This window comes from Acinetobacter sp. AR2-3 (genome assembly GCF_001878775.1).
Taxonomy (GTDB): domain Bacteria; phylum Pseudomonadota; class Gammaproteobacteria; order Pseudomonadales; family Moraxellaceae; genus Acinetobacter; species Acinetobacter lwoffii_D.
This window is the reverse complement of record NZ_MJIQ01000069.1, coordinates 1-14,392: the sequence shown is the minus strand read 5'-3', so window position 1 is coordinate 14,392 and position 14,392 is coordinate 1. Positions and strand designations below refer to the sequence as shown.

Sequence of the window (14,392 nt, the reverse complement as noted above, 5' to 3'; positions counted from 1 at the left end):
GTTGTGAAATGAATGGTTATGTGGCTGTATTAGACTCAATTCCTGAACAGAGCATTGCCGTAGCAGTTTATTTGCTCGGCAGCCTGATTGCTTTATGGTGCTGGTATGGCGTAACCAAACGTCTACCTAAACCTATGGGCGGTTTTTTGTGGATTGTGGCCTTTGCCATTCTGTTGACACCGACGGTATCTGAGGGGGCGAATGCTTCTATTGCACCTGCGATCTTCGGTCTGTTATTTGGGGTGTTGACCAAAGAGCAATCCCTGGTTTGGATTAATGCGTCACTTATTTTATTTGTCATTGGGATCGGATCTGTGATTGGCTATTGCTGGTCGACTTATGTGTCGAACAAAAGCAATATTCGTGTTCACGAGAAAAGTTCACCGCTGTAAGTAAAAAATAAGGTTCAATCATGTCTGCTGATATTCAACAATTTTCAGGTACCGATCAGTACATCGCGACTGACAGTTTAAAACTTGCGGTGAAAGCTGCACGCAGTTTGCAAAAACCGTTGCTGGTCAAAGGGGAGCCGGGTACAGGTAAGACTTTACTGGCCGAGCAAGTTGCAGAAAGTCTGGGTTTGGAACTGATCACCTGGCACATCAAGTCTACTACCAAAGCACAGCAAGGTCTGTATGAATATGATGCAGTATCGCGCTTGCGCGATAGCCAGTTGGGTGATGACCGTGTCTATGACATCAAGAACTACATCAAGCCGGGCAAATTGTGGGAAGCATTTACCAGTGAAGAACGCTGTGTTCTGCTGATTGATGAAATTGACAAGGCAGACATCGAGTTTCCAAATGACTTGCTGCATGAACTCGATAAAATGTCGTTCTATGTGTACGAGACAGGCGAGACCATTACCGCAACTCAGCGCCCAATCGTGATCATTACCTCAAATAATGAAAAAGAATTGCCAGATGCTTTCCTGCGTCGTTGCTTCTTCCATTACATCGAATTCCCAGATGAAGCCACCATGCGTGAAATCATTGATGTGCATTTTGCCAATATCTCGACCACACTGGTGAATGAAGCCTTACAGGTTTTCTTTAAATTGCGCCAGATTCCGGGTTTAAAAAAACCACCTTCAACGTCTGAACTGATCGACTGGCTCAGTCTACTCATGGCTGACGACATGCCGGAAGATATTCTGCGCAATACTGATAAATCTAAAGCAATTCCACCTTTGTACGGTGCATTAATCAAGAATGAGCAAGATGTGCAGTTGCTCGAACGTCTAGCATTTATGTCACGTCGTTAAGGGAGAAACACGCATGTTTGTGCGACTGTTTTATACCTTACGCAAATACGGCGTGCCGGTATCGACTCGTGAGCTGATTGACCTGAATCAGGCGGTTGCTGCAGGTCTGGTGTTTGCCGATCAGGATGAATTCTATCAGCTGGCCAAAACCGTCATGGTCAAGGACGAGCGCTATTTCGATAAGTTCGATCGCGCCATGAAAGACTATTTTGATGGTATCGCGACCTTTGATCTGGATGAACTGCTAAATCAGGTGCATAAGCTGCCCAAAGACTGGTTTGATCTGGAGTTGCTGGAAAAGCATTTGACCCCAGAGCAGCGCGAAGAGCTGAAAAAAGCCGGATCGCTGGAAGAGCTGATGAAAATGCTAGAAGAGCGTCTGCGCGAACAGCATAAAAAACATCAGGGTGGTAACAAGATGATTGGTACCAGTGGGACTTCACCCTTTGGTGCTTATGGCGATCATCCTGAAGGCGTGCGTATTGGCGGGCCGGGGCGTAAGCGTTCTGCGGTGAAAGTCTGGGAGCAGCGTCAATACCGCAATCTGGACGATGAGCAGATTTTGGGTAGCCGCCAGATGCAGATGGCATTGCGCCGTTTGCGTAAGTTTGCCCGTCAGGGTGCAGCCGAAGAACTGGATATTGATGGTACGATTCGTGAAACGGCTAAGCAGGGTATTCTGGATGTACAACTGATGCCGGAGCGTCGTAACCGCATCAAAGTTTTAATGCTGTTCGATGTCGGTGGTTCGATGGATGCGCATATTGCCCAGTGTGAAAAGTTGTTCAGTGCTGCGAAAACCGAATTCAAAACCCTGGAATATTTTTATTTCCATAACTGTCTGTATGACTATGTCTGGAAAGACAATGTCCGTCGTTCCAGTTCACGTATGAATACCTGGGATTTGTTCAATACCTATGGGCGCGATTATCGCGTGATTGTAGTCGGTGATGCCAGCATGGCACCCTATGAGCTGAATTCTGTCGGTGGTTCGGTTGAATATATGAATGATGAGGCTGGGCAAGTCTGGTTGCAGCGTCTACGTCAGCATTTTGATAAAACCGCTTGGCTGAATCCTGAAGAAGAAAAATACTGGCATTACACCCATACTATTGGTCTGATCCAGCAAATATTTGAAAATCATATGTTTCCAATGACGCTGAAAGGCATTGAAGACATGACTAAATATCTGGCGCGTTAATTCCATTTATCTATAAGTGACTTTAGTTAGAGTTATTAGTGATTTAAAAAAAATTATTCTAGTATAAAGTCACTCATTATCTCTTATTTAAAATTTCAGGCATGATTATGGCTCATCAAATTAATGGTATTGCGTTACCGAATGAAGAGGGTTTTTTTGGTCAGTATGGCGGTCAGTTTATTCCACCCGATCTGAAACAGGCCATGGATGATATTAATGTGGCCTATCAGGAAATTCGTCAGACTGAAGAGTTTCAGAATGAATTGAAAGATCTGTTTGCCCATTATGTCGGTCGCCCAAGTCCTTTATTTCATGCCAAACGTCTTTCTGAACAGCTTGGCGGGGCGCAGATTTATCTGAAACGTGAAGATCTGAACCATACTGGCGCGCACAAGATTAATCATTGCCTAGGTGAAGCACTACTGGCCAAATATATGGGCAAGACCAAAGTCATCGCAGAAACTGGTGCCGGCCAGCATGGTGTTGCTTTGGCAACTGCATGTGCCTTGGTGGGTATTCCGTGTGAAATTCATATGGGGCAGGTGGATATCGAAAAAGAGCATCCAAACGTCGTCAAGATGAAAATTCTGGGTGCCAAGCTGATTTCTGTGACTCGCGGTACAGCCACACTCAAAGATGCAGTCGACAGTGCTTTTGAAGAATATTTGAAAGATCCGAAAAATTACATCTATGCTATCGGTTCGGTGGTTGGACCGCATCCATTTCCGATGATGGTTCGTGATTTTCAGTCGATTATTGGTGATGAAATTAAAGTTCAGGCCAATGAACGTTTTGGTGCAAATCCTGATTATGTCGTTGCCTGTGTCGGTGGCGGTTCTAATGCAGTGGGCGCATTCACTGCATTTTTAAATGAACCAGATGTGAAACTGGTAGGCGTTGAGCCGGCAGGTCATGGTCTGGATACTGACAAGCACTCAGCAACATTGACTTTAGGTAAACCGAGCCAGTTACATGGGATGGCCTGTTATGTGCTTGAAGATGAACAAGGCGAGCCATTGCCAGTGCATTCAATTGCTTCTGGTCTGGATTATCCGGGTGTGGGGCCGCAGCATAGCTTGCTTAAAGATTTGGGTCGGGTTGAGTATACGACTGCAACCGATCAGGAATGTCTGGATGCATTTATGACCTTGTCCCGTGTAGAAGGGATTGTGCCTGCACTAGAAAGTTCGCATGCGGTGGCTTGGGCAATTCGTGAAGCGGGTAAATTGTCAAAAGATACCAAAATTGTGGTGAACTTATCGGGTCGTGGTGATAAAGACTCAGATTACGTCGCAGAAAAATTAGGTCTAAACTGATTTTATTCAGAATGTTCATATAAAAAAATCCCGATACACGTACCGGGATTTTTTATGCATCAGATATAAAACTTTATCTTGGTGTCACTTAAGTGATCTTCAAATGCCTTAGAGAAAGCTAGATGATGTTTTAACCTGAGATATATTGCTGTAACTGTTCAATCAATTTACGTTGGTCATCCATGGCGGCCTTGACCAAATCCCCAATTGAAATCAGACCGATCAGTTTTTCATGTTCGACCACGGGTAAGTGGCGTAGGTGGCGTTCAGTCATCAGAGATAAACAGTCTTCTACGCTAGTAGCTGTATTTACGGTAATCACTTTAGAGGTCATGATCTCATTAACAGTGGTGTCGAATGAGGTTCTTTGCATCAGCGCGATTTTACGAGTGTAATCCCGCTCTGACAAAATCCCCACCACGTTGTCTTCATGGGTTACCACAAGCGCCCCGATTCCTTTATCCGCCATCAAGGTGATGGCTTCTAAAACAGTAGAATCTGGACGGATGGTATAAATAGCTTGATGCATTTTTTCACTGAGCACCTGTGCCACATTGGTCATGCTTAATCATCCTTATTGGTTAATTTATTAGACTTATTTCATAAGTCATTTTTTACTCAGTTCCATATTGTAGATTCCAGCAATTAAATTGAATCTTAAACCCAGTCTTTTTCCTCGATTACGATATCGCTCAGCAAGGATTTTGAAGGTTTTTAAACTGCCAAATACATGCTCAATCCCAATTCTTCTTTTGTTGATTTCTTGATTATAGATTTTTAGTTCAGGATTCAATTTACAGCGCTTTTTTGCTTTTAATGGCAATAGGCTATTTGGATACACTGAGTAAATCCCTTGATAGCCTTTATCTGCAAGGATAAAGGCACCTGCCGGAATCTGATGCAAGTTTCGTTTGAAGAGTGCGAAATCATGTACAGCACCACGACTCGTGCATAAACTCAGAATTTGTTGAGTTCTATAATGAATGATGGCCTGTACTTTGAAAGTATGTGCCTTCTTTTTGCCACTATAGCTTTTCTTCTGTTTTTTTAGGTCTTTGTATTGGAATTTCTGTGGCATCAACAATCACCACGTTCCAGTCGATGCCTTCGCCCTTAGGTAAATGCTTCGGTAAATTAAATAGATTAGACTTGATCAGGCAGTCCTCTACATGACGGACAATTCTTGAAGCAGTCGGCTCTGACACACCATAACTAGTTGCAACATGGAACAATGTTCGATATTCACGCCAATAACTTAAGCACAGAAGGATTTGATCTTCTATGCTTAATTTGGTGGGTCTACCTTTAGCAGGAACATGCATTTTCAGTTGTTCCACCATTAAATCAAAGGTTGACCATGAGATGCCTGTGTATCGCTTAAACTGTGTTTCAGAAAGCTTCTTTGAATCGATGTATTTCATCCGCAGATTATGCATGAATATTTAAAATTCTTCGGTACAAATAATCAGCAAGAGACTGTTTGTTTTTTGATTTATGAAAGAGGCCTATTATTAATCCTAGAGTATGTATTCAACCTGAACATCTCTAAGTGTTTAGGTTTTAGTCTTTATAAATAGCATGTTATTTAAGCAATGTGCAGTCTTTGTTGCGAAAAAAACAGATGACGCATCTGTGCAGCAGTCAGTTTGAGTTTGGTTCCATTGGTGTTGAACAGGGCTGGCGTAACATTCAGTCGCGACAGGGTCGGCAATAATGCATTTTCAAAATCTTCAGAATTGATTTTACGCGGGATGTAATCCGGCCAATGCTGCTGGGCATAATTTTTAGCATCCAGCGGATTGAGCCAGAATGGGAAGATGCAGTCTTCCTGGTCACGCATCATCGCCCAGCCTTGGTGATATGCGCCCCATAGCTCGCCACAATTCATCAAAGATTTAAGCATCGTGATCTTTAACAGAAAGTTTTTGCAGATCGGATCAAATTGAATAATTTTTCGTGGTTTCATTAGAATAAAGTGCTATTGGAGTTCAGGGTCTATTCTAGAAACTTTATATGAAATTACTGTTTCAGCTTTGCAAGGATTCGTAAGAAAATATGTATTGATTGCTACTTATTGAAAAAAGGGCATAAAAAAACGCCACCTAGGTGACGTTTCTTTATGCTTGCATGGTGGCCATGTTCTGCCAGTACTGGGCTTTGAGTGAATCTCGTTCTACACGGAAACCTTGATAATAAAGTTCTGCTAAAAAAAGCGCTGCTTTACCATGGCCAGCACGAGCGGCTTCTTCAAGCTGTTTTACTGCATCAGCAAAGTTCATTTGCGATTGAATGGTATTCACGGCATCTGCGTACAGATGTTCCAGATCGTGTTGAGAGAGTTGTTGTATCATATAAAAACTCCTTAATTTTAATTATGATTACAGGATAGACTATTTAGTCTAAATACAAATATAAATTAGTATTGTTAAACTAATATTACAAAATAATGGAAAAGTCAACTATTCGATTTTATTTGTTTACTTAAGTTATAGTTTAACTGATTAAACTATACACAACTATAAATATTATTAAGCTACATTGTAAATGGATAGCAAACAATAAGGAGAAGGCCATGATGACAAGAACTTTAGATGGTGTGAAATTTGATATGCCTCCGACTGCAGGTCAAATTATGGAACTTGCCGATTTGCATCGTAAAAAACTCGATCAAGCTATATTCAGTAAACATACCCATCTGGGTGATTATGGACTGGCACAACGTAAAGAAGTCTACGAATTTACCCGTGCGCTGGATGAAAACCAGCGTGAGCAGTTTTATAAGCTTTATAATGGTGAGCTGGTCCGCATTGCAGATGAGGATCGTCTGCATCCGCCTGAAGCAGAAGCGGGTTTAAGTAAATTTGCAATTGCACTGGTATTGCTTGTTGTTGCATTGGTGCTGTATTCAACAATTATTACCAGAATCATGAATTAGTCCTCGAAATAGCAGGATTCAGCTCTTATGAATATTCAGTGCGCTGACTTGAACTTATGTAACTGCGACCATACACTACCTCTAACCTGAGGTAGTGTATGTCTATAGATACAGAAAAACTAAGCCAATTTTTCAGCAGAATCAAACTGGAACAGATTTATAACAGTGTGGTTATTTTTATTATTGCGATCATTCTACTTTTAGCCGCATTTGCCCTATATCGTCCGTTGAGCATTGCTCAAGTCACCCAGATTCAGCAACTGTCTAAACAGCAAAACCTTCCCCAAACTCAGGATATGGCACTCGCTTTATTAGAGCAGCAGCATATCCGTCGTGGGCAATATCTTAAATTGATGCAGGCTTATCAGCAGGAATCACTTCGGGCACGTCAGCTTCCGCCGGTCTCTGTGGAGATGCCTTAGGCATAGGGTTTGTTGGTAAGTAATAATTGGCATCCATTAAATTTCGCTCCAAACGCATTTTCAAGGCATTTTGATCCAGTTCTTTGTTGACGACGACTAGGGTTAAGTGATCAGGATGAAAATGCTTGCGCACTGCATTTTGTACATCTGCCGCTGTGATTTTAGCCAAGCGTTCTGGATAACTGGATAAATAATCAGTTTGCTCACTATAAAAACCCATATTGCCTAGCTGGGCATTAATGGTGGCATTACTGCTGTAATTATTAGGAAAAGCACGTAACATGCCTGCTTTGGTTTCTTCCAGACGCTGAGTATCAATAGGTTGGCTGACAAAGTGGATAAATGCTTGATGTGCGACCTGAATGCTGTCTAGCAGTTGATCCTGACGCGTGGAATACTTAAAGCTGAATACGCCGGGTGCCTGACTAAAGCTCAATGAACTATAAGCGCCATAAGTAAAACCACGTTTCACCCGTAGTTCCTGCATCAATACTGCATTAAATCCGCTACCGCCAAACATGCGATTGGCGACTTCTAAAGCCAGTTTACCTTCAGTAAAGCGGGTTGGGCCTAAATGCCCAAAGGTGACATGCGCCTGAGACGAGTTATAGGGTAGATGTACCACTTCAAAACCAGATTGAATTTCAGGCTGTGGCAATGCTTCTGCTTTTTGCCCTTGAGGTAAGTTGCCGGCAATTCGTTCAGACAGTTCGAGTGCCTGTTTCGGGCTGAGTTTGCCAGTAATGGCAATATTCATATTTTGCGCCACCAAAAACTGATCACGAAATTTTTTCAATAATTCTGCATTAATTTTCTTGGTGCTGCCTTGGGTGCCGCTGATTGGTTCTGCATAAGGGTGCTGACCATATAAAGCGCGATAAAAACGGATATCCATGAGTCGGCTTGGATTTTCCTGCAGCTGTTTTTGTCCCACTTGGGTATTGCTTAAAGCCAGATTAATGCTGGATGGTTTAAATGATGCATTCTTGAGAACCTCCATCAGCATGCCCAATGCGGGTTCCAGTTTTTCCGGGTCTGAAAGCGTACGCAGACGAACCACAAACATATCCCGATAGGCTTGTACGCTGAATTGTGCTCCGGTTTGGTCAAAAACTTCCGCCACCTGATTGGCGCTATATTTGTCGGTTCCTTCACGCATCAACTTGGCTGCCATATTGGATAGACCATATAGGCCTTTGGCAATTTCCTGATCACGGGCCGAACCGGCATTAAAGGTCAGCTGGATATCTACCATGGGAAGATCTTGCGTTTCAACAAACAGCGTGCGTACTTTGTAGCGATTATTTAGATCATGAATATAAGGCGCCTGAAAATCCCGTTGCTGATTAATATTTTTTAAGCTTTGCAGCAAAGGGATAGACTGTAACTGACTCGGATTATCATTTTGGTTAGGCTGGGGATCCAGATAGTTTTCTGCATGGGTAGCCGAGCTAAGACTTAAAATTGAAATAAGCAAAAATGAACGAAGTTGAAGCATTATAATCCCCGTTGCTGGGTGTTTTGTTCAGGAGAGAGATAAAGCGTGCTGAGATTTTCACGTACAAAATAGGCGTTTGCGACACGCTGGATATCCTGAACGCTGACACTTTCAAAGTGTTTCGGTAATTCATCCATCAGGCGATAACTCAAGCCATTGACCTCTAGATTTCCAATCATTTTGGCTTGTCCGGCAATATCATCCTGGCTATAGATCAAATTGGAAATAAAGCGGGTACTGATACGATCCACTTCCTGTTGGGTCATCGCTGTAGTTTTAAGTAAATCCACTTCATCCTGAATTGCTTGTTGTGCTTCTTGCAAAGAGATGCCCGGCGCAGGTAAGGCAGAAATACCAAACAGGCTGTCGCCGCGATTATAGGGATCATAAGAAACGCTGACAGAGGTCAGAATTTTACGATCACGTACCAATCGGTCTTGCAGGCGCGAAGAAATGCCACTGTCCAAAAGACTGCGAATAATGGTCAAGGCATAAGCATCTTGGGGGTTTTTGGCAGTGCCAAGGGATTTTACATTCCAGGTCATGTACAGATTGGGCACCTGAACATTGCTATTGATCTCCATATGGCGATAACCCAAACGCTCAAACTCCAGTACATCATTGCGTGCTGGGGTTGGACGTGCGGGAATGTCAGCAAAATATTTTTGTACCTGAGCCAAAGCAGCTTCAGATTCTACATTTCCAACAATCACCAGAATGGCATTATTCGGACTGTACCAGTCCCGATACCATTTTTTGACATCATTCAACTGAATATTATTCAGAGTTTTCATGTGTCCAATCACCGGCTGACGGTAGTGGCTGGTCGGATAACTGATCCATTTAAACCGTTCAAAGGCTTGCGCACGCGGATTGTCATCGGTGCGCTGGCGCCGTTCTTCCATGACGACTTTAATTTCTGGCTCGAAGTCCTGCTGTCGAAGTAATAAATTACTCATCCGGTCAGATTCAAGTTCCAGGGCCATAGGAAAATAGGCCTTAGGATAAAGCTGATAATAATTGGTGTAATTGGTAAAGGTGGCCGCATTGATACTGCCGCCATAAATCCGGCTAAGACGGGTAAATTCATCATTTGGGACTTTATGAGTGCCTTTGAACATCATATGTTCAAGTGCATGGGATACCCCCAGAATATTTCCGGATTCATCACTACTGCCGACTTTGTACCAAATTTGTGTCATTACCATGGGCGCACGATGGTCTTCCCGAATAATGACTTTTAAACCGTTACTTAACGTGGTTTCAAAAGTAGTCCGTGACAATTCGCTTCGGGTTTGTGCCTGAACCGAGTTAAAACTCAGGCTAAGCAAGACTGCTGCACCGAGTGGATAAAGCGTCTGTTTGATCATTTGCGAGAAAGAGGAGATAGTCAAAAAGGTGATGAACACTAGATCTCCTGAAATAGGCGTTTGTATTTAGAGTTATTTTTAATAAATGCGTGCTTGAAAGCAACCGAGAGCTGTAGCTTTTTGGTATGTTTGTCCAGCATTTGCATTGCTAGCTGCAAAGCAGGCAAGTTATGGTAGAATCTGGGTTTTTAACGCAATGCTTTTCAAGGATTCGGCATGCAACAGCAATCTAATGGGCAAAACAAATTTTTGATTGATGCTGATATCGGAGATGATGATGTCACATTACCGAGCTTACCTGCGGTCAATGTGCCTATCGTAGAAACGCCAAGCGAAACAGCTGTAGTTTCTGCACCTGTCGAAACAGAAACTGAAAATGAAGATTCTGCGGCGAAAGGTGGCTTCTTTAGCCGTATGAAAGTGGGTTTAACCAAAACCCGTAAAAACCTTGCCGATGGGATGGTAAATATCCTGATCGGTGGTAAAGAAATTGATGATGAATTATTAGAAGAAGTCGAAGAGCAGCTTCTGGTGGCCGATATCGGTGTGGAAGCCACCAAGACCATTATCGCTAACCTGACTGAACGTACGGCACGTGGTGATTTGATCTATTCGCATTCACTCTATAAAGCGCTTCAGGAAGAACTGGTGGCTTTATTGGCACCACGGGTAAAACCGCTGCATATTGATCCGAATAAATCGCCTTATGTGATTCTGGTAGTTGGTGTGAATGGTGTCGGTAAAACGACTACCATTGGCAAGTTGGCAAAGCGCCTGCAAGGTGAAGGCAAGACCGTCATGTTGGCAGCAGGCGATACTTTCCGTGCGGCTGCAACTGAACAGCTCCAGATCTGGGGTGAGCGTAATAATATTGCGGTTGTTGCTCAGGGTCATGGTGCTGACTCAGCTTCAGTGATTTTCGATGCTTTTGAAAGTGCGCGTGCCAAAGGTGTGGATGTATTGATTGCAGACACAGCGGGCCGTTTGCATAACAAAGGTCATTTGATGCAGGAATTGACTAAAGTAAAACGTGTAATGCAGAAAATCGATGCCACTGCACCTCATGAAGTGATGTTGGTGGTCGATGCCGGTACTGGTCAGAATGCTATTAATCAGGTCGAGATGTTTGATGAGGCGGTAGGCTTGACGGGCTTAACTATTACCAAACTTGATGGTACTGCCAAAGGTGGGGTACTGTTTAATATCGCCAGTCGTACTCATGTGCCGATTCGCTTTATTGGTGTGGGTGAAAAAATTGATGACCTGCGTCCATTCTCTGCCAAATCTTTTGTTGCTGCATTATTTGAAACTGAAAAATAAATAATGTGCAATGCTTCACATAAACTCCGCCAAGTGCGGAGTTTGTTGTTTTTGGCTGGTTTGAGTGTTGTAAAAACCGACAGTAAAACCACCACTAAATCTGCCCATCTTGATAAAGGCCTTATAATTGTAGGGGATTTTCTAAGCTGATTTGGCTTGTTTTTTGTGGGGTAGAAAATGGCATTGCTAAATAAGATTGGTCAGGTATTAACAAGCGATATAACCAAGGATTTTAAATTTTCAAGAAAAAATAAACTGAATGGTGATTTAGAACTGACTTTTGTCGATCAATTGAAAAAGCGCCGTAGTATCGATCAACTCGGTAAGCGGGTACATTATAGTCAGACTTAGCTTGGCGAAATCATTCAGGAAGCAGTGCGCAGTTGCCCTTCGGCTTATGATTCTCAAACTACGCGCATTGTGGTGTTATTTGCAGATTCTCATCATCAATTCTGGGAAATTGTGAAACAGGTACAGCGTCAGCATATGCCGGCATCTATTTACGAAGGAATGGAAATCAAGTTGAATCAATGTGCTGCTGCCTATGGCACGGTTTTGTTTTATGAAGATCAAGCCGTGATTCAACAATTACAAAAGAAAATGCCATTAAATAGTGAAGATTTTCCAGCATGGTCGGAACAAACTTCCGGTATGGCGCAATTTGCTGTGTGGACGACGCTGGCAGATTCTGGCTTAGGGGCATCCTTACAGCACTACAATCCACTGATTGATGAAAGGGTCGCTGAGCATTTTGAAATTGAAAAGAACTGGTTGTTGCGAGCCCAACTTTGCTTTGGATCAATTGAACAAGCAGTAGAAGAAAAATTACAAAAGCCGGATCAGCACCGTTTCAAAGTATTTAATTAAAAGTTTATAGAGAACTTTATATGTGACAGCATGGAAGCTGCGGATAAAATCAGATACAAATACGCTACCCAGATCTAAATCTGATTGTTCTATAAATAAAACACATTGTTATCGAAATGCACCTGTCTTGGGTGCTTAAAGCACGTAGTATGACTTTATCGATTTTTTAATAATCAAAATATATAGAGGTGAATTCATGGCATTTTTAGATCAAATCAAACAACGCCGTAGCATTTATTCAATTGGAAAAAATGTAGAGCTGGATCAAGCAGAAATTGAGAAAATCATTAAAGATGCGGTGAAGCACAGTCCGTCATCTTTTAACTCGCAAACCTCGCGTGTGGTGATTTTATTTGGTCAATCACATGATACTTTCTGGCATATTGTACGTGAAACTTTACGTGATCTGGTTTCAGCAGATGCATTTGAATCAACCAATAGCAAGATCAATGCTTTTGCTGCAGGTTATGGTACCGCACTGTTTTATGAAGACCAGAACGTGGTGAAGTCGATGCAGGAGCAGTTTGCACTTTATGCCGATAACTTCCCGGTCTGGTCTGAGCATTCTTCTGCTATTGCACAGTTTGCAACCTGGACCGCTTTGGCAGAAAGAAATATTGGTGCTTCATTACAGCACTACAATCCAATTATTGATGAAGAAGTCGCACAAACTTTCGAGATTCCATCTCACTGGAAACTTCGCGCTCAACTGGTATTTGGTTCGATTGAAGCTCCTGCAGGTGAAAAAACCTTTATGGATGATGCAGAGCGCTTTAAGACCTTTGCATAAATAATTTTAGATTAAAAAGTAGATTTAAAAGAAGCACGTTGATGCTTCTTTTTTATGTCTTCGAGTTGTATTTAGATGTGATGTAATATGTCTAGCCAAATAAATGCTAAGAACACAGGCTGTATCGTTCCAGCTTTTGTCATAAGATTGTCATTTAGACGCGGCATAGTGCAGCTAATTTTTAATAAACAACCAAAAATGAGTATAGGATATGGGTTTACGTATTGCGGCAACTGCAGCAGTGTTTCTGTTTAGCACACCAGTTTTTTCGGCAGTGACCGTCACAGTACCTGAAGAAATAAAAATTGTTGCCGTAAATGATCAAGAGGTGAACTCGGGTCTATTACGTTCTAATCAGACTTATAGCTTGGATGCAGGTGTAAATGCGATCAGCGTACGCTATAACGAATTTTTCCAGCATTCAGACAATTCACATGACATTTTAAAGTCAGGTGTGGTTACGGTAAAAACACCAAGCCTTAAAGATGGTGAAACTTACCGTTTAGCACTTATTCAGGCGCCTAAAGATTTTGATGCAGCGCAAAAATATAAAGATCAGCCCATTATTGGCCTATATGATGCGAAAAATCAGCTCTTAGTCCAGCAGACGGGCGCTAAAGATTCAGCGAAACCATGGTTTGGAAATCGCGTATTGACTAAAAAAGTAGATATGACAACTCAAGCCGCGACACCAGTTCATCAACCGGCAGCTATATATACTCAGTCAGTAGAACAGAATGATCAGCAGCTGATTCAATTATGGCAGAAAGCTTCTAAAGCTGAACGTCAAAAATTTATGACTTGGCTCGCTGAGCAGACAAATTAAAATATTTTGATGAAGAATCAAAAAGATCACCATTGAGGTGATCTTTTTTTATGAGATGAAGGCTAGAAAATTAACATTTGCTTAAACTTTTCATGCGGAATTAGCTAGAAAAACGCAAAAAAAGTGTTAAAAATAGCCTTTTAGATTAAAAAATAAACGCATGATTGGTTTTTTTGAATATTTTTAAGAAAAGCCCTTGCGCTCGTTTTGAAACTGTATAGAATACGCAGCACACCAACGCAATGCATGAAACGAAACGTTAAGTGATTGGGTTGGAGCTTGAAACTGGCGAGGTTTTAAGAAGATCATTAAGAGATTATGAAGAACAACTTGTGTGGATTTTTACTGGTTGATTGATCGAAATTATTTTCATTGATTGATGGTAGAAATTACTCGAAGTTTATTTGAGAAATATTTGTCAGAAAATTGATGAGCCAGATTTGGTGTTTTGAATAAAGCACTATTGATTTTAAACTGAAGAGTTTGATCATGGCTCAGATTGAACGCTGGCGGCAGGCTTAACACATGCAAGTCGAGCGGGGAAAGGTAGCTTGCTACTTAACCTAGCGGCGGACGGGTGAGT

General features: G+C 42.1%; 16 protein-coding genes, 1 rRNA gene and 1 pseudogene. 11 read left to right on the top strand and 7 right to left on the bottom strand.

The window, feature by feature from the left end:
• Positions 1-8: 8 nt before the first annotated feature.
• From BFN00_RS12975 to trpB, 4 genes are all read left to right on the top strand, one after another.
• A complete protein-coding gene (locus tag BFN00_RS12975; protein ID WP_005106668.1) occupies positions 9-392 on the top strand; it encodes a hypothetical protein in 384 nt (127 codons plus the stop codon).
• Positions 393-412: 20 nt separating this feature from the next.
• A complete protein-coding gene (locus BFN00_RS12970) occupies positions 413-1,264 on the top strand; it encodes an AAA family ATPase (protein ID WP_005262763.1) in 852 nt (283 codons plus the stop codon).
• Positions 1,265-1,277: 13 nt separating this feature from the next.
• Positions 1,278-2,465 (top strand): vWA domain-containing protein, encoded by a 1,188-nt coding sequence (locus BFN00_RS12965; RefSeq protein WP_071852056.1) that lies wholly within the window; start codon positions 1,278-1,280, stop codon positions 2,463-2,465.
• A gap of 107 nt (positions 2,466-2,572) precedes the next feature.
• On the top strand, positions 2,573-3,781 hold the full coding sequence (gene trpB / locus BFN00_RS12960; protein ID WP_071852054.1) for a tryptophan synthase subunit beta: 1,209 nt from the start codon (positions 2,573-2,575) through the stop codon (positions 3,779-3,781).
• 130 nt (positions 3,782-3,911) lie between these two features.
• Here the strand turns inward: trpB and BFN00_RS12955 are convergent, their stop codons facing one another.
• From BFN00_RS12955 to BFN00_RS12935, 5 genes are all read right to left on the bottom strand, one after another.
• Positions 3,912-4,343: a CBS domain-containing protein gene (locus tag BFN00_RS12955; protein ID WP_004278688.1), complete on the bottom strand. Its 432-nt coding sequence runs from the start codon at positions 4,341-4,343 to the stop codon at positions 3,912-3,914.
• A 45-nt stretch (positions 4,344-4,388) separates the two neighbouring features.
• Positions 4,389-4,859 (bottom strand): IS5/IS1182 family transposase, encoded by a 471-nt coding sequence (locus BFN00_RS12950; protein WP_004646477.1) that lies wholly within the window; start codon positions 4,857-4,859, stop codon positions 4,389-4,391.
• Positions 4,807-5,202 carry a transposase family protein gene (locus BFN00_RS12945; RefSeq protein WP_004646478.1) on the bottom strand — a complete coding sequence of 132 codons (396 nt, stop codon included), beginning with the start codon at positions 5,200-5,202 and terminating at the stop codon, positions 4,807-4,809. Before BFN00_RS12945 ends, BFN00_RS12950 begins: the two co-directional genes overlap by 53 nt.
• A 164-nt stretch (positions 5,203-5,366) precedes the next feature.
• On the bottom strand, positions 5,367-5,747 hold the full coding sequence (locus BFN00_RS12940) for a DUF2750 domain-containing protein (protein ID WP_004645256.1): 381 nt from the start codon (positions 5,745-5,747) through the stop codon (positions 5,367-5,369).
• A gap of 151 nt (positions 5,748-5,898) precedes the next feature.
• The gene (locus BFN00_RS12935) at positions 5,899-6,132 is read right to left on the bottom strand and encodes an SEL1-like repeat protein (protein WP_004278686.1); all 234 of its coding nucleotides are present in this window, start codon (positions 6,130-6,132) and stop codon (positions 5,899-5,901) included.
• A gap of 224 nt (positions 6,133-6,356) precedes the next feature.
• On the opposite strand from BFN00_RS12935, the gene BFN00_RS12930 reads away from it, so the two are divergent.
• Together BFN00_RS12930 and BFN00_RS12925 are read left to right on the top strand one after the other, a co-directional pair.
• Complete coding sequence (locus BFN00_RS12930) at positions 6,357-6,716, top strand: hypothetical protein (RefSeq protein WP_071852082.1); 360 nt, start codon at positions 6,357-6,359, stop codon at positions 6,714-6,716.
• 98 nt (positions 6,717-6,814) lie between these two features.
• On the top strand, positions 6,815-7,138 hold the full coding sequence (locus tag BFN00_RS12925) for a hypothetical protein (protein WP_004645254.1): 324 nt from the start codon (positions 6,815-6,817) through the stop codon (positions 7,136-7,138).
• Here the strand turns inward: BFN00_RS12925 and BFN00_RS12920 are convergent.
• Together BFN00_RS12920 and BFN00_RS12915 are read right to left on the bottom strand one after the other, a co-directional pair.
• On the bottom strand, positions 7,062-8,636 hold the full coding sequence (locus BFN00_RS12920) for a M16 family metallopeptidase (RefSeq protein WP_071852052.1): 1,575 nt from the start codon (positions 8,634-8,636) through the stop codon (positions 7,062-7,064). The genes BFN00_RS12925 and BFN00_RS12920 overlap by 77 nt on opposite strands.
• Positions 8,636-10,045: a M16 family metallopeptidase gene (locus tag BFN00_RS12915; protein ID WP_082180573.1), complete on the bottom strand. Its 1,410-nt coding sequence runs from the start codon at positions 10,043-10,045 to the stop codon at positions 8,636-8,638. The genes BFN00_RS12920 and BFN00_RS12915 overlap by 1 nt, the downstream gene beginning before the upstream one ends.
• 177 nt (positions 10,046-10,222) lie before the next feature.
• Here BFN00_RS12915 and ftsY point away from each other — a divergent pair, with 177 nt between their 5' ends.
• The 5 genes and pseudogenes from ftsY to BFN00_RS12890 all read left to right on the top strand — a co-directional run.
• Positions 10,223-11,326, top strand: a complete 1,104-nt coding sequence (gene ftsY, locus BFN00_RS12910; RefSeq protein ID WP_004278679.1) for a signal recognition particle-docking protein FtsY — start codon at positions 10,223-10,225, stop codon at positions 11,324-11,326.
• A 177-nt stretch (positions 11,327-11,503) separates the two neighbouring features.
• Positions 11,504-12,193: pseudogene (locus tag BFN00_RS12905) on the top strand (nitroreductase family protein).
• Positions 12,194-12,389: 196 nt separating this feature from the next.
• The gene (locus BFN00_RS12900; RefSeq protein WP_004278677.1) at positions 12,390-12,983 is read left to right on the top strand and encodes a nitroreductase family protein; all 594 of its coding nucleotides are present in this window, start codon (positions 12,390-12,392) and stop codon (positions 12,981-12,983) included.
• A gap of 211 nt (positions 12,984-13,194) precedes the next feature.
• Entirely contained in the window at positions 13,195-13,809 is a 615-nt protein-coding gene (locus tag BFN00_RS12895; protein WP_005100087.1) for a DUF2057 family protein, read from the top strand.
• 471 nt (positions 13,810-14,280) lie between these two features.
• A 16S ribosomal RNA gene (locus BFN00_RS12890) occupies positions 14,281-14,392 on the top strand; the annotation flags it as partial.

Coding starts and splice junctions, on each gene's coding strand:
- BFN00_RS12950 (WP_004646477.1), bottom strand. CDS start 4,859: ATGCCACAGAAATTCCAATACAAAGACCTAAAAAAACAGAAGAAAAGC.
- BFN00_RS12965 (WP_071852056.1), top strand. CDS start 1,278: ATGTTTGTGCGACTGTTTTATACCTTACGCAAATACGGCGTGCCGGTA.
- BFN00_RS12955 (WP_004278688.1), bottom strand. CDS start 4,343: ATGACCAATGTGGCACAGGTGCTCAGTGAAAAAATGCATCAAGCTATT.
- BFN00_RS12900 (WP_004278677.1), top strand. CDS start 12,390: ATGGCATTTTTAGATCAAATCAAACAACGCCGTAGCATTTATTCAATT.
- BFN00_RS12970 (WP_005262763.1), top strand. CDS start 413: ATGTCTGCTGATATTCAACAATTTTCAGGTACCGATCAGTACATCGCG.
- BFN00_RS12975 (WP_005106668.1), top strand. CDS start 9: ATGAATGGTTATGTGGCTGTATTAGACTCAATTCCTGAACAGAGCATT.
- ftsY (WP_004278679.1), top strand. CDS start 10,223: ATGCAACAGCAATCTAATGGGCAAAACAAATTTTTGATTGATGCTGAT.
- BFN00_RS12925 (WP_004645254.1), top strand. CDS start 6,815: ATGTCTATAGATACAGAAAAACTAAGCCAATTTTTCAGCAGAATCAAA.
- BFN00_RS12895 (WP_005100087.1), top strand. CDS start 13,195: ATGGGTTTACGTATTGCGGCAACTGCAGCAGTGTTTCTGTTTAGCACA.
- BFN00_RS12935 (WP_004278686.1), bottom strand. CDS start 6,132: ATGATACAACAACTCTCTCAACACGATCTGGAACATCTGTACGCAGAT.
- BFN00_RS12920 (WP_071852052.1), bottom strand. CDS start 8,636: ATGCTTCAACTTCGTTCATTTTTGCTTATTTCAATTTTAAGTCTTAGC.
- BFN00_RS12940 (WP_004645256.1), bottom strand. CDS start 5,747: ATGAAACCACGAAAAATTATTCAATTTGATCCGATCTGCAAAAACTTT.
- trpB (WP_071852054.1), top strand. CDS start 2,573: ATGGCTCATCAAATTAATGGTATTGCGTTACCGAATGAAGAGGGTTTT.
- BFN00_RS12930 (WP_071852082.1), top strand. CDS start 6,357: ATGACAAGAACTTTAGATGGTGTGAAATTTGATATGCCTCCGACTGCA.
- BFN00_RS12945 (WP_004646478.1), bottom strand. CDS start 5,202: ATGAAATACATCGATTCAAAGAAGCTTTCTGAAACACAGTTTAAGCGA.